Below are 20,120 nucleotides of genomic sequence, written 5' to 3'. Positions count from 1 at the left end.
GAGAAGGGGACAGACCGTGGATTACAGAATTTCGATCAGCTCAACATCAAACACCAGCGCGCTGAATGGCGGGATGGATGCACCAGCACCACGCTCGCCATAGGCCAGGTTGTGAGGAATATACAGCTGCCATTTAGAGCCAACCGGCATCAGAGTCAGGGCTTCGATCCAACCTGGGATCACACCGCTAACCGGGAACTCAGCCGGTTGGCCACGTTCAACCGAGCTGTCGAACACATCACCGTTGATCAGGCGGCCGGTGTAATGCACACGCACGCGATCCTGACGAGATGGGATTGGGCCATTGCCCTGCTCCAGTACGGAGAACTGCAGGCCAGACTCGGTCAGCGTCACTTCATCACGCTTGGCGTTATCTTCCAGGAACTTCTGGCCTTCAACAGCCATCGCCTGCTGACGCTCAAGGCGCACAGCATCCGCACGTTCGTGGATTTCGCGCAGCGCACGATGTACCACATCTACCGGAACCGCCGGGGCATTCCCTTCCAGCGCGTCACGCAGGCCAGCCAGCAGAGCTTCTGGTTGTAAACCTTGCAGGCCGGACTCTTGCAGTTGCTGACCGACCTGTAAACCAATCCCGTAACTTGCTTGCGCTTCAACGCTATCAAAAGAAGGGGTTGTCATGGGGTTTTCCTTTAGTCTGTAAAAAGTCGAAAGCGCAGCATAACAGTGCCGCAAAGCTGGGTAAAATCTTGTGTGGAGAATGATGACTTTTGTCGTAGAAAAAGAAACAATAACCTGCTGTTAACGTTTGGTGTCATTATTGCCTCAGCCATCCATTGCTGCCAACAGTTAGCGGACTATGGCTCAATCAGACTATCTGCACGGCTTGAAGTCCGTAAGGTATACTGGGGTCAGCGGTACACTTTTTGTTAAGTGACAATTTTACGCAGTTGAAGAGAGGTCACCATGGGCAGAATCGCGCCCAGGAGAAGGAAAACCATCCGTGTCTACCAGCCATTGCTGCGCACCTGGCTGAACCTGAGCCAACGCCTGAGGCCTGGCCCGGCAGCGGAAACGCCAGCAACCACCGATGAGCCAGTCTCGCAGCCGCCACAACAGAGCGGCAAGGGGCAACGGCTTAAAGATCTGTTGCTGAAAATATGGCATTTGCCGGACAGCCTTCACTGGATGGAACCTCTGCCGTATTTTCACCGCCGTTGGGTGATCATTTTTGGTGCCATCCTGCTGCTTTCGCTGCTATGGCCGTACTCTGACGACAATGCACGCCCGTTCCCGGTCACCAACCAGGGGAACGAAATCCCGTTACAGGCCCACTTGCAAAACGATGGACAACAGACATCAACTGAAAGCGGTAACTGGCAGCGCTACCAGATCCAGGCGGGCCAAACTCTGGCCCAGTTGTTCCGTGACAACGACCTGCCGGTGAACGAGGTGTTTGCCATGGCGCGGGTGGAAGGGAACGATAAACCGCTCAGCAATCTGAAGGCCGGGCAGGAAGTGCGTGTCGAACGCAATGCCAACGGCGTGATCACCGCGCTCTCCGTCACCACCGTGGATAACAGCGAAGCCCTGTTCCGCCGCCAAAGTGACGGCAGCTACCAGCGCGTTCGTTAGTCTTTAATCTGATCCAGCAGAAAATCACGCAGTACAACTCCCTGGTTGTGCTGTGTGTCCTTGCTGCCATACAGCAGGGTCAACGGCTTACCCTCTCTTAACAACGCCACCAGCGGCTGCCAGGCATCGTTAACGGCCAGTTGCTGGCGATACAGCGCCACAAACTCATCCCACTGGTCGGTATGCTGATGAAACCACTGGCGTAGCGCCGTATCCGGTGCCACCTGCTTGAGCCAGACGACGCCCTGCAACCTTTCCTTACTGATACCACGCGGCCAAAGCCTATCGGTCAGGTAGCAGTGCTCCGGTGCCGGGGCGCTGAAATCGTAGACACGCTGTAAGATAATTTCTGCCATTTTCGCCTCTTCATGCCAACAGATGACTCCAGAGTAACGCGTTTTACCTGGCGCTGAAAAGCAAAACGCCAGCACTAGGCTGGCGTTTTAACTTGGTGTACTAAAGCCGATTAAGCTTCAGCAACCACAACTACATTCAGCTGTGCGAACACGTCGCTGTGTACCTGGAAGTGCACTTCGTGCTCACCAGTGGTACGCAGAACGCCGTTCGGCAGACGAACTTCGCTCTTGGCAACTTCAACGCCTGCCGCAGTAACTGCGTCAGCGATGTCGCGGGTGCCGATAGAGCCGAACAGTTTACCTTCGTCGCCTGATTTAGACGCGATGGTGACTGAACCCAGTTCGTTGATCTGAGTTGCGCGAGCTTCAGCAGCTGCCAGAACGTCAGCCAGTTTGGCTTCCAGTTCTGCACGGCGTGCTTCGAAGAACTCGACGTTTTTCTTGGTAGCAGGAACAGCTTTGCCCTGTGGTACCAGGAAGTTACGGGCATAACCCGCTTTAACGTTAACTTGATCACCCAGGCTGCCCAGGTTTGCTACTTTATCAAGCAGAATAACTTGCATTACCTTATCCTCTCAAAGTCGTTAATGGACAGTGGCCGATTACTGATGACGATCAGTGTACGGCAACAAAGACAGGTAGCGCGCGCGCTTGATAGCACGGGCCAGCTGGCGCTGATATTTTGCACGAGTACCGGTGATACGGCTCGGGACAATTTTACCACTTTCAGTGATGTAGTTTTTCAGCGTAGCGATGTCTTTATAGTCAATCTCTTGAACGCCTTCCGCTGTGAAACGGCAGAACTTGCGACGACGGAAATAACGTGCCATTTGGCTAGTCTCCAGAATCTATCAATTCAATCTGCTCGGCATGCAGGACCAATTTGTTCAGCCCGTTGCGCCCTTGATGGCAGCTAACGAAGCCTTGAACGGTTACCTGACTGCCGACCGTTAATCTTTGAGTTAAAGCTTGTGACTGTTGTCCGCTGACAACCACGGGCATTCGGCACCATGCTTGCCTGCTGAATCCGGCCTCCATCTGCGTCGATCTGTGCTCTAGCACAAACTGGCAGTGGGGTATGCCGGAAGGACTCACTTTTCGCACCGGCGTCTTGCACACTGTGCCAGACAACACCAGACGATTAGCCGTCACAGCAGCAATTACTCTTCAGAATCCCCAGCATCTGCATCATCTGCGGTTTCGTTAGCGAAGTCTTCGCGGCGATCGCCACGACGTTCGTCTTTCGCTTTAACCATCGGAGATGCTTCAGTTACCGCGTGCTTAACGCGCATAACCATGCTACGGATAACGGCGTCGTTGAAGCGGAAGTTAGTTTCCAGCTCATCGATCGCTTCCTGCGGAGCTTCAACGTTCAGCAGAACGTAGTGGGCTTTGTGCAGTTTGTTGATCGGGTAAGCCAGTTGACGGCGGCCCCAGTCTTCCAGACGGTGAATCTGACCTTGCGCGTTAGTGATGGTAGCACTGTAACGCTCGATCATGCCCGGAACCTGTTCGCTTTGGTCAGGATGGACCATAAAAACGATTTCGTAATGACGCATCGAATTGCTCCTTACGGATTATTCAGCCTCCTGTCAGGGTCAACCGCGGCCCATGGAAGCAAGGAACGTGTGTATGTGTGCGGCTGAAAAATGACGCGTAATCATACCGGCGTAGGGTGGGGAACTCAAGGACTGAGTAGGATTTATTGAGGTTTATGCGCCAAGCCACGAGAAATAGCACGATTTGCTGGCAGAGAAAGCGATGTATGTCGATCCATGGGTTTTAAAAATCCCTCAACAAAATCATCAGCCCACTTGAATCATTATCATTATTATTGAACAAGGCCATCAAAAACTGCCCCTTTTTAATCCTGACCATCGGACTAAAGTTAAGCTATCCGCCGCAGAAAGCGCAGCGATAAAGGGTTTAAGTTGTTCAATACTGATAAATGACTTTTTGCTTAATTGGCAATTTAACGAACGGACCAAGTGGTACGTCGCTGGAGCAAAGAGTTAAGAGAGGCACCTATGAAACGTATTACCATCGCTACCGCTATCGCGTTGCTGCTATCAGCCAACGCCATGGCCGCCACAGAGATCACCTCACACCAGGCCACCGAGCGCCAAAGCATTGGTTTCGTCAGCTTGAATCAAGCAGTGGTTTCCCCGGATGACGCGACGTCCCAAATCAACAAGATTGCCGACCAACGCGGCGCCACCGCCTACCGCATAGTTGCCCTGCATGAGCCAGGCAGCACCGCGTCTATCCACGTCAGCGCCGAGCTGTACCGCTAACCGCATAGGCAGCACCAGGGAAACCAGCCGCTCCAAGAGGCGGCACACAGCCAGGTTTGCCCCCTCCCTCGGGGGCTTTTTACAGCGAATCCCGGAAAAAGGCCGCGGTGGCATTCAAAGCACCAGGAGTAATGCGGTGGCGCACTTGCGGTTCAGTAAGATAGGTCAGCCGCCGATCCAGGCCACGCCCACGTAACTCACCAGCCAGACGCTCACTCTCCACTGCAGGCACCACATCATCGGCTTCACCATGCCATAACAGCAGCGGTCGCTCGGCAAAACTCGCCCAATCATGCTCGACCTCGTAGTCGGCCAGCGGCGCAAGGCGTGCCTTGAACGCAGCTTGTTCCAACGGTTGGCCACGCGCATCCAGTGGTGGATACAGCGTCTGCGCCAGTGAGGTGAAGTAACCCGACCCCATCAGGCTGGCGGCCGCTTTTATCCAAGGATAACGGGTAAAGGCCCCCAACGTGGTCATGCCGCCCATCGAAGCCCCCGCCACGCCGATACGATCTCCGGCGATCAACCCATGCTGCACAAAATGCGTTTTGAGCGCGGGTAATTCATCGACGTTAGTTTTGAGGATTTCCCAGAAATGCGCCAACCGCCGCGCTTCATCACCGTCAAATCGCTCGCCGTGCATCGCACAATCGGGTAAGACCACTCGGAAACCGGCTTTGGCTAACGCATAGGCAAAATAGGCGTACACTTCTTTCGACGAGGTATAACCGTGGTAGAAAAAGATCGTGGGTAACGGCTGCTCATACTGCCGGGCTGGCACCGCATGGATCACCGCAATGTCACCCACCCGCTCATCATAGATCTCGATCATGTATTCCCCCTGTGGCTAATCTTCACTATGATGGCAAAAATCGGCCCGAAACTTTAGTTCAACCTATTCTACTCTATGCGAAATAGTGATGAGGCCTGCCATGAATCTTTCCCGTTCCTTGATTACCCTATTACTGTTTGGCCTGTTGTCTGGTTGCAGCGTATTTAAAACCACGCCAAAACCCCCACCGCCGCCCACAGATCAGGCACAGGAGATCACCCGTGCCCAAACTACCGAACTGGAAAAAATGGCGACGATTAGCGCCGTGGTGCGTGGCAGCCCGATGAACGTGGAAGCCGAGATCCAGCGTAAAGCCAATGCCAGCGGGGCACGCTATTACATGATCATCATGAATAGCGAAACCATCGTGCCGGGCCAGTGGTATTCTCAGGCGATACTTTATCGGTAGCCGTGATATCCCCCTCACCCTAACCCTCTCCCAAAGGAAGAGGGGACCAAACGTGCCACATGTTTGATCACCATTCTACCTAAACTAAATGCGGCTTCTGCACCTGACGACAACACCGAAATAGCTCCCTCTCCTTTTTGGGGAGAGGGTTGGGGTGAGGGGCGGAATTAGGCGCCGATAGCGCGGTTAAGCAAAGCGTCGCACACGCTCTCTGGCAACACCATCTCACCGCGATAATCCAGCGTGAGATGGCACCAGGCATCGCCGATAGACGGGCTGCCATGCTGCAACAACTGAGCGGCACAACACAGATCGAACAACTGCTGGGTTAACAGGCGTCCCATTTCTTCACGCGGTTGGCGCATACGCTGTTGCCATTGCCGCCAGGCGCGATCGAACAACCGATTCTGCCCACGTACCGGCAACAGTTCCTGCTGCAACAGCTCCAAAGCACCGGGCAACTTATGCAGGCTGCGCATCACGTCCAGGCACATGATATTGCCAGACCCTTCCCAAATGCTGTTAACCGGCACTTCGCGGTACAGACGAGGCAACTCACTGTCTTCGCAATAACCAATCCCGCCCAGCACTTCCATCGCTTCACCGATAAATGGTGCCCCCTGACGGCAGATGCTGTATTTCGCCGCCGGTGTCAGTAAACGGCTATAAACCACTTCACCTTCATGCCCCCGGTGCTCCCAGGCCCGTGCCAAACGGAACAGCAAAGCAGTATGCCCTTCCAGCCGTAACGCCATACGTGCCAACACCTGCCGCATCAATGGCTGTTCAATCAACCGCTTGCCAAACGCCTGCCGTTGTAGCGCATGGTACAGCGCCACCGACAGGCCACGGCGCATCAGACCATGACTCCCCAGAGCGCAATCGAAGCGGGTCATTCCGCCCATCTTGAGGATTTGCCTGACACCATCGCCTTCATCGCCCAGCAACCAGGCCATGGCATCCTGAAACTCGGCTTCGCTGCTGGCATTGGACCGGTTGCCCAATTTATCTTTCAGCCGCTCCAGGCGAATAGCGTTGCGCGTACCATCGGGCAACAGCCGCGGCAGGAAGAAGCAGGAAAGTCCCCCGTCCGTCTGAGCTAACACCAGATGAGCGTCGCTTTGCGGCACCGAGAAGAACCATTTATGTCCAACCAAGCGGTACGCTTCCCCATTGCCACGGCTGGCTAGCGGTACGGCGGTGGTGGTATTACTCAGTACGTCCGAACCGCCCTGCTTTTCCGTCATCCCCATGCCGATCAACAGCCCGCGCTTTTGAGCTCCCGGCAACATGTGAGGGTCATAGCGATCTGAAAGTAATGGGGAAAGCCAGGATTGATACTCTTTTGGCAGGGAACGCTGCAGCAGCGGGACGGCACCAAAGGTCATGGTGATGGGGCAAAGCGTGCCGGCCTCCACCTGAGCGTGCAATACAAAGCGGGCGGCACGAGCCACAAACGAACCAATGCGGGCATCTTCCTGCCACGGCAGGTTATGTACCCGATTAGCGACCAGCCCCTGCATCAGGATATGCCAGGCCGGGTGAAAGCGTACGTCGTCCAGGCGTTGCCCGGTGGCGTCATAGCGCAGCAACTCCGGTGGATTAGTGTTGGCTAATCGCCCCAGCTCCAGTGACTCCTGCGTACCTAACTGTTGCCCAAGCGAGGCCAGCACGTCGCTATCCCACCCCGCCAGCTCGCGCTGCAACGCTTCACGCAGCGGCGTATCGGACAGGAAAAGGTTGCTGTTCCCCAAGGGCTTGGGTTGGTTAAAGACGGTGTGCGTAGTCCAGACCATGTGCTTGCTCCCTGATTAACGCTTCAGGGGTAATTATGGCCGTCAGGTGGATTTCTGCCGCAGGTGGGATCACAAGATGGGAAATTCGAGTTAGGGGCGAAGGCTCGCCCCTATTTATCATCAGCTGCGCTGGCGCACCGCTTCAAACAGGCAGACACCGGTAGCAACCGAGACGTTCAGCGAGGAAACCGTACCGGCCATCGGAATGCTGATCAGTTCGTCGCAATGTTCACGGGTCAAACGACGCATACCTTCGCCTTCCGCGCCCATCACCAGCGCCATCGGGCCAGTCATTTTGCTTTGATACAGCGTGTGGTCGGCTTCACCTGCCGTGCCCACGATCCAAACGTTCATCTCTTGCAGCAAACGCAAGGTACGAGCCAGGTTGGTGACGGTGATCAACGGGACGTTCTCTGCCGCACCGCAGGCCACTTTCTTCGCCGTCGCGTTCAGTTGGGCAGAGCGATCGCGTGGGACGATCACCGCATGCACACCGGCAGCATCGGCGCTACGCAGGCAAGCCCCCAGGTTATGGGGATCGGTGACGCCGTCCAGTACCAGCAGGAATGGCGTCTCAACGCTTTCCAGCAGCCCTGGCAGATCGTTTTCCTGATACTTACGCCCTTCACGTACCCGCGCAATAATGCCCTGGTGAACGGCCCCTTCGACCTTCTCGTCCAACCATTGGCGGTTAGCCACCTGGATCACAATACCGGTGGCTTCCAGCTCGGCAATCAAAGGTTGCAAGCGACGATCGTCACGCCCCTTGAGAATAAAGACTTCCAGGAAACGCTGTGGATCGTTGTCTAGCAGGGCTTTGACAGCGTGAATACCGTAGATAATTTCGCTCATGATGCTCTTTTAACTGTGCGGCCGGGGGTCACCCGGCCGGGGATAATAACGTGCGGCAGGTTAACCCTGCTCGGCACCTTTCTTCTTGCTGGCACGCTTGGCTTTGGTCGCCGCCGCGATCTTTTTGGTTTTATCAGACGCTTTCTTGGCTTTCGCCTTCGGGTCTGGTTTCACCTTGTCTGCGGCTTTGGCCTTGGCAGCGGGCTTGGCCTTGGCCCCTTCTTTTTTACGGAAGGCACTGTCTGGCTCAAAGTTGGCTGGCGTTTTGCCACCACGGCGTTTGCGTTGCGCCTGGCTACGGCCTGCGCCAGCACCATCGCGCAGCGTACGCTGGCCACCATTTTTGGCACGATCGCGTTCGGTTTTACCTTCACCACGCGGCTTGCGGGTGCTGGAAACCAGCGCGAAGTCGATCTTGCGTTCGTCCATATGCACGGCTTCAACGCGGATCTCCACCGTGTCCCCCAGGCGATAAACCATGCCGGAAGATTCGCCGATCAGACGCTGGCCGATATTATCGTAACGATAGTAATCGTTATCCAGCGTAGACACGTGTACCAGACCATCGATAAACAGATCGCTCAGGCGGACAAAGAAACCAAAGCCGGTGACGCTGGCAATCACGCCGCTAAACACTTCACCGACGTGGTCCTGCATAAAGTCGCACTTCAGCCAGTCCGCCACGTTACGCGTGGCTTCATCGGCACGGCGCTCGGTCATCGAGCAGTGCATACCCAGTTGCAGCATTTCTTCCAGATCGCTGTGCCAGCCACCGGTTGGCGTCCAACGCTCTTTCTGTTCGCCATGCTCTTTCGCCAACACGTACTTGATGGCACGGTGCAGCGCCAGGTCCGGATAGCGACGGATCGGCGAGGTAAAGTGACCATATGAAGCCAGTGCCAGGCCAAAGTGGCCACGGTTTTCCGGATCGTAGATCGCCTGTTTCATCGAACGCAGCAACATGGTTTGCAGCATTTCACGGTCCGGACGTTCTGACACTTCGTCCATCAAGGTGGCGTAATCTTTCGGCTGCGGCTTCAGGCCACCGCCCAGGGTCAGACCCAGTTCGCTCAACACGCTGCGCAGTGCGGAGATATGATCGTCACTTGGGCGATCGTGCACGCGGAACAACGCGGGTTCGTTATGCTTCTCAACAAAGCGTGCCGCTGCCACGTTCGCCATGATCATGCACTCTTCGATCAGTTTGTGCGCGTCATTACGAACCGTTGGCTCTACGCGCTCAATACGGCGTTCGGCGTTAAAGATAAACTTGGCTTCTTCGGTTTCAAAGGCAATACCACCACGTTCGGCACGGGCCTGATCCAGCACCTTATACAGCGCATGCAGCTCCTGAAGGTGTTTGACCAGCGGATGATACTGCTCACGCAGCTCCTGGTCGCCCTGCAGAATATGCCAGACCTTGGTGTAGGTTAAGCGCGCATGAGAGCTCATCACCGCTTCGTAGAATTTAAACGAAGACAGACGGCCCGATGCGGAGATGGTCATTTCACTCACCATGCACAGGCGATCGACCTGCGGGTTCAATGAGCACAGACCGTTGGAGAGCACTTCTGGCAGCATAGGCACCACTTCCGACGGGAAGTAGACCGAGGTGCCACGGCTACGGGCTTCGTCGTCCAGCGCGGTGCGTGGACGTACATAATAGCTGACGTCGGCAATCGCAACCCACAGACGCCAGCCACCACCGCGTTTCTTCTCGCAGTAGACCGCATCATCGAAATCGCGGGCGTCTTCGCCATCAATAGTGACCAGTGGCAAGTGGCGCAGATCTACGCGTCCTTTCTTGGCAGCTTCCGGCACTTGCTCGCTAAGATCGGCAACCTGTTTCTCCACCTGAGGTGGCCAGGTATGCGGGATCTCATGGGTACGCAGCGCGATATCTACCGCCATGCTGGTGCCCATTTTATCGCCCAGGATCTCGACGATCTTGCCCACGGCTTTAGTGCGGCGGGTCGGGCGTTGAGTCAGTTCAACGACCACCATAAAGCCCATCCGCGCCCCGCTGACCGAGTCAGCCGGGATAAGAATATCGAAGCTCAGGCGACCGTCATCCGGCACCACAAAGCCAGTACCGGCATCGGTGAAGTAGCGGCCGACAATCTGGCTGGTTTTAGGCACCAGTACGCGCACAATGCGCGCTTCACGGCGGCCTTTGCGATCTTCGCCCAGCGGTTGCGCCAGTACCACGTCACCGTGGATAGCCATTTTCATTTGTTCAGCGGAGAGGTAAAGGTCGTCTTTACGCCCTTCAACCCGCAGGAAGCCAAAACCGTCGCGGTGGCCGATCACGGTGCCGCGCAGCAGGTCCAGACGCTCCGGCAGCGCATAGCACTGGCGGCGGGTAAAGACCAACTGGCCATCACGCTCCATCGCACGCAGGCGACGGCGCAGGGCTTCCAGCGCTTCTTCGCCGGATAAGTTCAGTTCATTGCCCAACTCTTCGCGGCTGGCAGGCGTTTCACGCTTCGCCAAATGGGCCAGGATAAATTCGCGGCTAGGAATTGGGGATTCATATTTTTCTGCTTCTCGTTCCAGGAATGGATCTTGTGACATTGAGGTTCCTCCGTTGTCATCAGCAGGGTGTTGCTGAGCCTTGTCTTCTCAGCAACGCTTTATTCGACAAGCAAAAGCTTGTAGAGCGGTGGATTGTCTTCGACCATATCGGCCAGAGTGTGACTATCCAACTCCTCAAGGAAATTCTTTACTGCCTGCTGGAGCACTTGCTTCAAACGGCAGGCAGGGGTGATATGGCAAAAATCGCCGCTACAGTTAACCAACGAGAGCGGCTCCAGCGCCCGCACCACGTCGCCAATACGGATGCTCTCAGCCGGTTTGCCCAGCCGTATCCCGCCGTTTTTACCCCGTACGGCGGTCACGAAGCCTTCGCGGCTTAGCTGATTGATAATTTTTACCATATGGTTACGGGAAACGCCGTACACCTCCGTAACCTCAGAGATGCTGGTCATCTTGTCCGCTGGCAATGACGCCATGTAGATCAATGCCCGCAGGCCATAATCAGTAAAACTTGTTAACTGCACGTCAACCTCTGGGTACTTGGTTACCCGTCTGATATGCCGATTTTCGGCGATTTTTATTACTATCTTATTGGATGATAAACCAGCCGGAGAGTTCGCAGCTAATTATTTAGCGCATAGCCGACTCTCAACCGGAGCAACGAAAGGATTTTGTGAGGTGAAAACGCAATCGAGGAGGATACATGAGACAAACAAACCGGGACTTGGCCCGGTTTGTTTGGTGACGGTAGAGCAGACTGATTATGCGTCGAACGGATCGCGCAGGATCATGGTCTCACTACGATCTGGGCCAGTAGAGATGATATCTACCGGTACTTCAGTCAGCTCTTCGATGCGTTTGATGTAGTCCAGCGCTGCCTGTGGCAGTTTGCTGTAGTCTTTCACACCAAAAGTCGTTTCGCTCCAGCCCGGCATGCTTTCGTAGATTGGCTCGATACCTTCCCAACCTTCTGCTGCCAGCGGCGTGGTGGTCATTTCGCGGCCATCTGGCATGCGATAGCCCACACAGATTTTCACTTCTTTCAGGCCGTCCAGCACGTCCAGCTTGGTCAGGCAGAAGCCAGACAGGGAGTTGATCTGCACGGCGCGACGAACGGCAACCGCATCCAGCCAACCGGTACGGCGGCGGCGGCCAGTGGTGGCACCAAATTCGTTACCCTGTTTGCACAGGTATTCGCCGGTTTCGTCGAACAGTTCGGTAGGGAACGGACCTGCACCGACACGGGTAGAGTAGGCTTTCACGATGCCCAGCACGTAGTCCACGTAACGTGGGCCAATGCCAGAACCGGTTGCCACGCCACCCGCGGTGGTGTTGGAAGAGGTCACGTACGGATAGGTACCGTGATCGATATCCAACAGCGTGCCCTGTGCGCCTTCAAACATGATCAGATCGCCACGCTTGCGCGCACCGTCCAGCAGTTCGGACACGTCTACGACCATCCCGGTCAGGATGTCGGCGATCGACAGTACATAGTCGAGAGTCGTCTGATAATCGACGGCTTCAACTTTGTAGTAGTTAACCAGTTGGAAGTTGTGGTAATCGATGATGTCTTTCAGCTTAACGGCGAAAGTGGCTTTATCGAACAGATCGCCAACGCGCAGGCCGCGACGGGCGACTTTGTCTTCGTAAGCCGGGCCGATACCGCGGCCGGTGGTGCCGATCGCTTTGGCGCCACGCGCTTTCTCACGCGCATTATCCAACGCGACGTGATAAGGCAGGATCAGCGGGCAGGCTTCAGACAGCAACAGACGTTCGCGTACCGGGATGCCGCGCGCTTCGAGTTCACCCATTTCCTTCATCAACGCGTCTGGAGCCAGAACCACACCGTTGCCGATGACGCTGGTCACGTTTTCACGCAGGATACCTGAAGGAATTAAATGAAGAACGGTTTTTTCACCGTTGATAACCAGAGTGTGGCCAGCGTTATGGCCACCTTGGTAGCGCACAACATATTGAGCCCGTTCAGTCAGCAGGTCTACGACCTTACCCTTACCTTCGTCACCCCATTGGGTGCCCAGTACGACGACGTTCTTACCCATTTTAAAATCACCAGGTTGCTTAAAAATGGATTCTACCACCGTAATTCTTCAGTTTCAGCACTTTTAGCATACGATTGCGTACTTTTTCGGCTAAACTTTAAACCCCCGTGCGGGCACGCAACATGTAGTAGATCACACAGCCTGCAACCACTAATCCCCCGCCAAAACGCCGCAGTGTGGAATCGGGTAATTGCGACATCGCCTGGATCATTTTACGCCAGGCCTGTGGGAACAACATCGGCCCCAGTCCTTCCAGCACCAAAACCAACCCGAGCGCCAGCCAGATTGTTGAATTCATCCTTCCCCCCAAAAAAGAAAGGCCCGCGGTTAAACGGGCCTTGATTGCCCAATCGCTTACCAGCCACAGCCGGCAAGCTATTGGGATCGCCATCATGCTGGCATTATCTGTTGCGTGTAGCGACCGGCGACTTCATGTAGCGGAAGAAATCGCTGTCCGGGCTCAGGACCAACACGTCCTGGTTGCCCGGGCCGAAGCTGGTTTCATAAGCTCGCAGGCTACGGATGAAGGCATAGAAATCCGGATCCTGGCTGAAAGCATCGGCAAACAGTTTGGCCGCTTCCGCATCGCCCGCACCGCGGGTGATACGTGCCTGACGCTCGGCTTCCGCGATGGTACGGGTCACTTCGTAGTCGGCGGTGGCTTTGAGCTTCTCGGCCTCTTCTTTACCTTGTGAACGGTGACGACGGGCTACCGCTTCACGCTCTGCACGCATACGCTGGAAGATCGCGTCTGAGACTTCCGCAGGCAGGTTGATCTGCTTGATTCGCACGTCTACCACTTCAATACCCAGGGCCGCCATGCTGTTCGGGTTAACCGCTGGCTGTTTGCCAGTGGTTTCACGCTCAACACGGGCTGCGGCAGAAGCGATAGCATCATCGGCTTCGGTGGTAGCGACTTCTTCTTCGTCACCCACGGTACCGGTGTTCAGCGCATCACGCACGTCTGCCATCAGGCGACCACGGGAGTCGGTAACGATATCACGCACGTCCAAACGGCCAATCTCGGAACGCAGACGGTCATTGAACTTACGTTTCAGCAGCAGTTCTGCCTGAGAAACGTCACCACCACCGGTGGCCAGGTAGTAGCGGCTGAAATCACTGATACGCCATTTCAGGTAAGAGTCGACGATCAGGTCTTTCTTCTCGCTGGTGACGAAGCGATCGGCCTGGTTGTCCATGGTCTGGATACGGGCATCCAGCATTTTCACTGTTTCAATGAACGGGATCTTGAAGTGCAGACCCGGTGCATAGACCAGCGGCTTGTTTTCGCTGTCGCGCAGTACTTTACTGAAGCGCAGCACGATGCCGCGCTCGCCTTCCTGAACCACAAACATGGAGGCGTAAAGGGCTACCAACACCACTGCGAGGATAACTATGAAAGACTTACGCATTGATTATTCTCTCCCTACGCGTGTGTTGTCGCTACGCTGCGCATTAGCCCGGCGTTGGTCCATGATGGAACCACTGCTGGAACTGCTGGTGCTCGCATCCGTTGAAGTCGTGGAGGCTGGCGCAGGGGCGAGAAGGTTCTGACCGGCATCTCTGCTACCTTCGGCTGCTGACTTACCAGCACCGCGCAGCATCTGATCCAGTGGCAGCACCATCAGATTGTTATTGCCTTTGTTGTCTGCCACCAACACCTTACGGGTGTGGCTCAACACTCTTTCCATGGTTTCGATGTACAGACGCTCACGGGTGATTTCCGGGGCAGATTTGTACTCTGGCAACAGCTTGGCGAAACGAGCGACCTCACCCTGGGCTTCCAGAACGGTCTGGGCCTGGTAGGCGCGCGCATTTTCCAGCAGGCGCTGTGCAGCACCGTTGGCACGCGGCTGAACTTCGTTGGCGTAGGCTTCTGCTTCACGAATGGATTGCTGCTCGTTCTCACGTGCGGCGATCGCATCATCAAACGCGGCTTTCACCTCTTCCGGCGGACGTGCAGCCTGGAAGTTGACGTCCAGCAAAGTGATACCCATCTTGTATGGACGAATGGTTTCTTCCAGTACACGCTGAGTGTCGCTACGTACGATAGTACGGCCTTCGGTCAGGATCTTGTCCATGGTGTATTTACCGATAACGCCACGCAATGCGCTGTCTGTCGCCTGTCTCAGGCTGTCGTTGGCATCGGTTACGCTGAACAGGTAGGCTGCCGGGTCGGAAACGCGGTACTGCACGTTCATCTCAACGCGCACCACGTTCTCATCGGAAGTCAGCATCACACCGGACGCAGACAGGTCACGGACCGACTCCACGTTAACCGGGCGAACCTGATCGATAAACGTCGGTTTCCAGTTCAGGCCTGGCTGCACCAGATGGCTGAACTTACCAAAGCGAGTGACGACACCGCGCTCGGCTTCTTTGATGGTGTAGAAGCCGCTGGCGGCCCAGATCACCACCACGGCTACCGCAGCGATACCGACAATTTTGCCACTGAAGCCCGGCCCGATTGAGCCCGTGCCACCGCTGTTATTGCCGTTGGAGCCTTTGCCACCGCCGCCCAGGCTGCTCAATTTCTTGCTCAGCTTGCGGAAGATATCGTCTAAATCCGGAGGCCCTTGATCGCGACCGCCTTTATTGTTACCGCCAGAGTTGCCGCCATTATTATTGCTGCTCCCCCACGGGTCGCGGTCCTGTCCGTTATTACCGGGCTGATTCCACGCCATGTTTTAGCTCCATTATTCTGTGATTGGGTACTTCAGGCTAATGCTTAGCCCACTCTCGTTGAGCGAGCACACAAATGTAACAGGATATGATCATACGATAAAGTTAATCAGTTCCTGTTCCTGCTTGCAGAGGCGACGCCACTCCACGATCGGCATACGCACCACCACGCCGATACTGCCGTCCTCTTCATTCCATTCTTTCTCAATTGCCTGAAGCTGGTAGAAACGGCTACGAAGACGGCCTGCCTGTGGCGGTAAGCGCAGCTCAAAATGCGCGATTTCCCCCGATAAGCGCTCCGTCAACGCCTGAAATAGCAACGGGATACCTTCGCCGCTGGCGGCGGACAGCCACACTCGGATCGGTAGATTTTCCTCGTTGCGATCGATACGCGGGACAAAATCATCCAGCATATCTATTTTGTTCATCACTAACAGTGTAGGGATCTCATCCGACTCAATCTCTGCCAACACGGCGTTCACCGCTTCGATGTTCTCTTCCACCTGGGTATCCGCGGCGTCGATCACATGTAACAACAGGGAGGCCTGGCGCGTCTCTTGCAGCGTCGCTTTAAACGCAGCAACCAGATCGTGCGGCAAGTGCCGGATAAAGCCTACGGTATCCGCCAACACGGTATCACCTACGTCCGCCACTTCAATGCGGCGCAGGGTAGGATCCAGGGTGGCAAATAGCTGGTCCGCCACATACACTCCGGCAGACGTAATTCGGTTAAACAGGGTTGATTTGCCGGCGTTGGTGTAACCCACCAGCGATACGGTTGGCACATCGGCACGGGTACGCGCTCGTCGCCCTTGATCGCGCTGCTTCTCTACGCGTTCAAGACGGCGCAGGATCAGGCTGATACGATCGCGTAGCAGACGGCGGTCGGTTTCTAACTGAGTCTCCCCTGGCCCGCGCAGGCCAATCCCCCCTTTCTGACGCTCAAGGTGAGTCCAACCACGAACCAGACGGGTGGCAATATGACGCAGCTGCGCCAGCTCTACCTGCAGCTTACCTTCATGGGTACGGGCACGCTGGGCAAAGATGTCTAGAATCAACCCGGTGCGATCGATCACCCGGCATTCACACAGGCGCTCAAGATTTCTCTCCTGCGCTGCGGAAAGGGAGTGATCAAACAGGACAACAGACGCGCCGCTGGCTTTCACCGCATCTGCAATTTCTTCGGCCTTTCCTTCACCGACAAAGTATTTAGGGTGAGGTGCTTTGCGGCTACCAGTAACCACTTGCAAAGCCTCGACGCCCGCAGAGGACACCAGTGATTCAAACTCACTGAGATCTTCCGTATTTTTGTCTTGTGAGAAATAGATATGAACCAGTACGGCCTGCTCACCGGCTTCATAACGGTCAAACAAGCGTGCAACCTCTCAAACGGAACAAAACCGCGAGTTTGGGGGACATAAACAGCACTTCGCTGCTTATGCTCCCCGTCATGGTTGACTCGCAACGCGCTTTATTCAGCGTCATCGCTTTCCTGCTGCGGCTGTTGCGGCGCAGACGGGTTGTTACCATGGTGATAATTGCTGGTGCCGCCGCTGCTCGGGGTGTTGCTGTGGTGCGATACCGGGCGCGATGGAACAACGGTAGAGATAGCGTGCTTATAAACCATCTGGCTCACCGTGTTCTTCAACAGGATGACAAACTGGTCAAAAGACTCAATCTGGCCTTGCAGCTTAATACCATTCACCAAATAAATAGAAACCGGAACACGTTCACGACGCAATGCGTTCAGGAACGGATCTTGCAAAGATTGCCCCTTAGCCATTCTATCTTTTCCTTATTTGTTTGTTGTTTTTAACTAAGAACCTATCGGCTCAAAATAAACGACCTAAAAAATTTGCGCGCTGAATACTCATCAATTGTACACAATCACTCAACCTATGCACTAACAACCTGTGTTACCGAGTCCAAAGCCTCTCCCGGCTTTTCACTGTCCAACCACCGAACCGACTCCCAACCCCGTAACCAGGTCATCTGGCGTTTGGCCAACTGACGTGTTGCGCAAATACCTCGAAAAACCATCTCATCGTAACTAATCTCGCCAGAAAAATATGACCACATCTGGCGATAACCGACACAGCGAATGGAAGGCAAATCCGTATGCAAATCACCCCGTGCAAAAAGTGCACGCGCTTCCGCCTCAAAACCCGCCGCCAACATCTGATTGAACCGCAGCTCGATACGTTGATGCAACAACTCCCGGCTAACTGGCGCTATCGCAAATTGGTGAACATGATACGGCAACGATTCACCTGAAATTTTAGTCAGCTCAGTTAAAGTTTTACCCGAAATGAAAAAAACTTCCAGTGCTCTGGAGAGTCTCTGTGGATCATTCGGATGAATACGTAAGGCTGCAACTGGGTCAATCGCCTGCAATTGGCGGTGCAAAGCCTCCCAACCGTGCTCCGCCGCCTGCTGCTCGATCTGCTCACGCACTGCCGGATCGGCAGAAGGTAACGGCGATAAACCTTCCAGCAACGCCTTAAAATAAAGCATTGTGCCCCCTACCAACAGCGGAATACGCCCGGCGGCGGTAATATCGGCCATTTCCTGCAATGCATCGGCACGGAAATCTGCCGCCGAGTACGCTTGCGCAGGATCGCGGATATCAATCAACCGGTGCGGTGCCTGAGCCAACTCTTCCGCCGAGGGTTTGGCAGTGCCGATATCCATACCGCGATAAATCAGGGCGGAGTCGACACTGATCAGTTCGACGGGCAGCCGCTCACGCAGCGCCATCGCCAGGGCAGTTTTGCCAGAGGCCGTTGGCCCCATGATGAAAATAGCTGGGGGACGAGGGTTCATTTCAGTTTCAGTCATGCTTAAGCGCTGCCAATGCAGCCTGCAAATCAACGGGTTGTAAAAGAGCGGCCGGAGGGGATTTGACCAACTGCGGGCAAAGTCGTTCAACTTCTGTCAACAATTGTATCGCTTGCGGGCTGTTCCACACGTCATGTTCGCTGCCTAATTGGCTGGCGATCCAGATGGACAGCACCGTCGGCGACATCTCCTGATGTTCGGCCAGATAGCCTAACAGCTCGGGTATCAACTTTTGTAAATTTTGTTGGCGTAATGGTAAAGGCACTGCGCGCAAGGTCACACGCCCATGGTCGGATTGCAGTTCCAGCCCCATTTTGACCAGCAGCGCCTGGTGTTGCACGCAGGCGGCTGCTTCATGTTTGTTCAGCGTCAGCTTAATCGGGATCAGCAGCGGCTGCGGCCGTAGGCCTTCTACCGGCGGGCAGAGCTGTGCCTGACGCAGCCAGCGTTCGGCCATGGTCAGATTCAGTAATGCCAGTTGCTGACGCTGTTCAACCAGCGCATAGCTTGGCGGGCAAATCATCAGGACGCGGCCAAAACTGTGCTGGCTCCCGGCGAGCGGAGTCTCCTGCACGGTATTAACCGGTGGGAACAGCGGCTGTTTTACCGTCTCGGTGGGTGGCGTAGCCTGCAACAGCTTGCCATACAGCTCGCCTTCACGCTTTTGATAAGCCGCACCGGCCTGATAGGCGGGCTGCGGTGCACGTTCACGGGCCGCAGTGGGTGCAGCAGGCTGACGTTCACGCTGTGGCGCAGGCTGGGAGAAATGGTTACCACCGGCAGCAACGCGGTTCTCCGGCTGCCAGGCCGGAGTTTCCTGCACACTATTTTCTTCTGCTAACGGCAGCTCGGTATTGCCCACCTGCTGCAATACCGTGGTGACGGCCTGGTAGATAAAGTCATGCACCAGCCGAGCCTGATGGAAACGCACCTCGTGCTTGGCCGGATGGACGTTGACATCCACCTGATGCGGGTCCACTTCCAGATACAACACATAGGCAGGCTGCTGATCGTCTTTCAACTGATCCTGATACGCCTGACGGATGGCATGATTGATCAGCCGATCGCGCATCATCCGGCTGTTGACGTAACAATACTGCATTTCGCCAAGCTGGCGCGCCCCTTGCGGATCGGCGACCCAACCGCGGATGTTCAGATCGCCATGCTGCCAGGAAATCGCCAATGCATGCTGCAAGAAGGCCGGGCCACAGATACTGGCCAGACGCCGCTCATGCTGACTTTCTTCTTTGGCTGCGCGATATTGGCGCATCAGCTTGCCGTTATGGCTGAGATTGATCGCCACATCAAAACGGGCCAGCGCAATGCGCCGCACCACTTCGTCGATATGGCCGAATTCGGTTTTTTCCGTGCGCATGAATTTACGCCGCGCAGGGGTGTTGTAAAACAGATCGAGAACTTCCAGCGTACTGCCTACCGGATGAGCTGCCGGTTTGACGGTGACCGCCTGATCGCGCCCCTCGGCGTAGGCTTGCCAGGCTTCGCTCTGTTCCGCCGTACGTGAGGTCAACGTCAGGCGGGAGACCGAACTGATACTGGCCAACGCTTCACCACGGAAGCCCAGGCTGACTATCGCTTCCAGATCATCAAGCGTGCTGATTTTACTGGTGGCGTGGCGTGCCAGCGCCAAGGCCAGGTCGGCTTTGCCAATGCCGCAACCGTTATCACGGATGCGGATCAGTTTGGCTCCGCCGCGTTCAATATCAATATCAATCCGCGTTGCCCCGGCATCCAGGCTGTTTTCTACCAGCTCCTTCACTACCGACGCAGGCCTTTCGACCACTTCTCCGGCGGCAATCTGGTTGGCTAGCTGTGGCGGTAAAACCTGGATAGGCATGCGGCTCCCTCTGTG

The 20,120-nt window shown here is 55.5% G+C and carries 22 protein-coding genes; 3 read left to right on the top strand and 19 right to left on the bottom strand.

The features are described 5' to 3' along the window. Positions 1–21 precede the first annotated feature (21 nt). Positions 22–642, bottom strand: a complete 621-nt coding sequence (locus tag ACRDCA_RS09305) for a peptidylprolyl isomerase (protein WP_025122293.1) — start codon at positions 640–642, stop codon at positions 22–24. Between the two features lie 285 nt (positions 643–927). Between ACRDCA_RS09305 and ACRDCA_RS09300 the strand changes: the two genes are divergently transcribed. Next, positions 928–1,596 (top strand): OapA family protein, encoded by a 669-nt coding sequence (locus ACRDCA_RS09300; RefSeq protein ID WP_438689265.1) that lies wholly within the window; start codon positions 928–930, stop codon positions 1,594–1,596. Here ACRDCA_RS09300 and ACRDCA_RS09295 read toward each other — a convergent pair. From ACRDCA_RS09295 to rpsF, 5 genes are all read right to left on the bottom strand, one after another. Next, a complete protein-coding gene (locus ACRDCA_RS09295) occupies positions 1,593–1,952 on the bottom strand; it encodes a DUF488 domain-containing protein (RefSeq protein WP_438689264.1) in 360 nt (119 codons plus the stop codon). The genes ACRDCA_RS09300 and ACRDCA_RS09295 overlap by 4 nt on opposite strands. Before the next feature lie 110 nt (positions 1,953–2,062). Next, positions 2,063–2,515, bottom strand: a complete 453-nt coding sequence (gene rplI / locus ACRDCA_RS09290) for a 50S ribosomal protein L9 (RefSeq protein ID WP_025122296.1) — start codon at positions 2,513–2,515, stop codon at positions 2,063–2,065. 39 nt (positions 2,516–2,554) lie between these two features. Next, positions 2,555–2,782, bottom strand: coding sequence for a 30S ribosomal protein S18 (rpsR, locus tag ACRDCA_RS09285; RefSeq protein WP_000135199.1), 228 nt, complete (start codon positions 2,780–2,782; stop codon positions 2,555–2,557). Between the two features lie 4 nt (positions 2,783–2,786). Then, positions 2,787–3,104 (bottom strand): primosomal replication protein N, encoded by a 318-nt coding sequence (gene priB, locus ACRDCA_RS09280; protein ID WP_071998244.1) that lies wholly within the window; start codon positions 3,102–3,104, stop codon positions 2,787–2,789. Positions 3,105–3,112: 8 nt separating this feature from the next. Next, positions 3,113–3,511, bottom strand: coding sequence for a 30S ribosomal protein S6 (gene rpsF, locus ACRDCA_RS09275; RefSeq protein WP_004933634.1), 399 nt, complete (start codon positions 3,509–3,511; stop codon positions 3,113–3,115). Positions 3,512–3,979: 468 nt separating this feature from the next. Between rpsF and ACRDCA_RS09270 the strand changes: the two genes are divergently transcribed. Continuing rightward, positions 3,980–4,246: a DUF1471 domain-containing protein gene (locus ACRDCA_RS09270; protein ID WP_438689263.1), complete on the top strand. Its 267-nt coding sequence runs from the start codon at positions 3,980–3,982 to the stop codon at positions 4,244–4,246. Positions 4,247–4,325: 79 nt separating this feature from the next. On the opposite strand, the gene yjfP is transcribed toward ACRDCA_RS09270, so the two are convergent. Continuing rightward, positions 4,326–5,078, bottom strand: coding sequence for an esterase (gene yjfP, locus ACRDCA_RS09265; protein ID WP_438689262.1), 753 nt, complete (start codon positions 5,076–5,078; stop codon positions 4,326–4,328). Positions 5,079–5,178: 100 nt separating this feature from the next. On the opposite strand from yjfP, the gene bsmA reads away from it, so the two are divergent. Beyond that, on the top strand, positions 5,179–5,487 hold the full coding sequence (bsmA, locus tag ACRDCA_RS09260; RefSeq protein WP_021179011.1) for a biofilm peroxide resistance protein BsmA: 309 nt from the start codon (positions 5,179–5,181) through the stop codon (positions 5,485–5,487). Positions 5,488–5,654: 167 nt separating this feature from the next. Here the strand turns inward: bsmA and ACRDCA_RS09255 are convergent, their stop codons facing one another. From ACRDCA_RS09255 to mutL, 12 genes are all read right to left on the bottom strand, one after another. Then, the gene (locus ACRDCA_RS09255; protein ID WP_438689261.1) at positions 5,655–7,283 is read right to left on the bottom strand and encodes an isovaleryl-CoA dehydrogenase; all 1,629 of its coding nucleotides are present in this window, start codon (positions 7,281–7,283) and stop codon (positions 5,655–5,657) included. A gap of 120 nt (positions 7,284–7,403) precedes the next feature. Further along, positions 7,404–8,135, bottom strand: a complete 732-nt coding sequence (rlmB, locus tag ACRDCA_RS09250; protein WP_025122301.1) for a 23S rRNA (guanosine(2251)-2'-O)-methyltransferase RlmB — start codon at positions 8,133–8,135, stop codon at positions 7,404–7,406. 60 nt (positions 8,136–8,195) lie between these two features. Continuing rightward, on the bottom strand, positions 8,196–10,709 hold the full coding sequence (gene rnr / locus ACRDCA_RS09245) for a ribonuclease R (protein WP_438689260.1): 2,514 nt from the start codon (positions 10,707–10,709) through the stop codon (positions 8,196–8,198). Between the two features lie 59 nt (positions 10,710–10,768). Further along, on the bottom strand, positions 10,769–11,194 hold the full coding sequence (gene nsrR, locus ACRDCA_RS09240) for a nitric oxide-sensing transcriptional repressor NsrR (protein ID WP_025122303.1): 426 nt from the start codon (positions 11,192–11,194) through the stop codon (positions 10,769–10,771). A 237-nt stretch (positions 11,195–11,431) separates the two neighbouring features. After that, positions 11,432–12,730 carry an adenylosuccinate synthase gene (locus tag ACRDCA_RS09235; protein WP_438689259.1) on the bottom strand — a complete coding sequence of 433 codons (1,299 nt, stop codon included), beginning with the start codon at positions 12,728–12,730 and terminating at the stop codon, positions 11,432–11,434. A gap of 97 nt (positions 12,731–12,827) precedes the next feature. Continuing rightward, the gene (locus tag ACRDCA_RS09230) at positions 12,828–13,028 is read right to left on the bottom strand and encodes a DUF2065 domain-containing protein (RefSeq protein WP_025122305.1); all 201 of its coding nucleotides are present in this window, start codon (positions 13,026–13,028) and stop codon (positions 12,828–12,830) included. Between the two features lie 103 nt (positions 13,029–13,131). Continuing rightward, positions 13,132–14,142 carry a protease modulator HflC gene (gene hflC, locus ACRDCA_RS09225; RefSeq protein WP_438689258.1) on the bottom strand — a complete coding sequence of 337 codons (1,011 nt, stop codon included), beginning with the start codon at positions 14,140–14,142 and terminating at the stop codon, positions 13,132–13,134. 3 nt (positions 14,143–14,145) lie between these two features. Then, a complete protein-coding gene (gene hflK / locus ACRDCA_RS09220) occupies positions 14,146–15,414 on the bottom strand; it encodes an FtsH protease activity modulator HflK (RefSeq protein ID WP_438689257.1) in 1,269 nt (422 codons plus the stop codon). 90 nt (positions 15,415–15,504) lie between these two features. Continuing rightward, positions 15,505–16,785, bottom strand: a complete 1,281-nt coding sequence (gene hflX / locus ACRDCA_RS09215) for a ribosome rescue GTPase HflX (RefSeq protein WP_438689256.1) — start codon at positions 16,783–16,785, stop codon at positions 15,505–15,507. 98 nt (positions 16,786–16,883) lie between these two features. Further along, on the bottom strand, positions 16,884–17,195 hold the full coding sequence (hfq, locus tag ACRDCA_RS09210) for an RNA chaperone Hfq (RefSeq protein WP_021179001.1): 312 nt from the start codon (positions 17,193–17,195) through the stop codon (positions 16,884–16,886). Between the two features lie 113 nt (positions 17,196–17,308). Next, positions 17,309–18,250 (bottom strand): tRNA (adenosine(37)-N6)-dimethylallyltransferase MiaA, encoded by a 942-nt coding sequence (miaA, locus tag ACRDCA_RS09205; RefSeq protein ID WP_438689255.1) that lies wholly within the window; start codon positions 18,248–18,250, stop codon positions 17,309–17,311. Continuing rightward, positions 18,243–20,105: a DNA mismatch repair endonuclease MutL gene (gene mutL, locus ACRDCA_RS09200; protein ID WP_438689254.1), complete on the bottom strand. Its 1,863-nt coding sequence runs from the start codon at positions 20,103–20,105 to the stop codon at positions 18,243–18,245. Before mutL ends, miaA begins: the two co-directional genes overlap by 8 nt. Positions 20,106–20,120 lie beyond the last annotated feature (15 nt).

Source organism: Serratia sp. (in: enterobacteria) (assembly GCF_051654945.1).
GTDB lineage: Bacteria > Pseudomonadota > Gammaproteobacteria > Enterobacterales > Enterobacteriaceae > Chania.
This window is presented reverse-complemented; position numbering and strand designations above follow the sequence as displayed.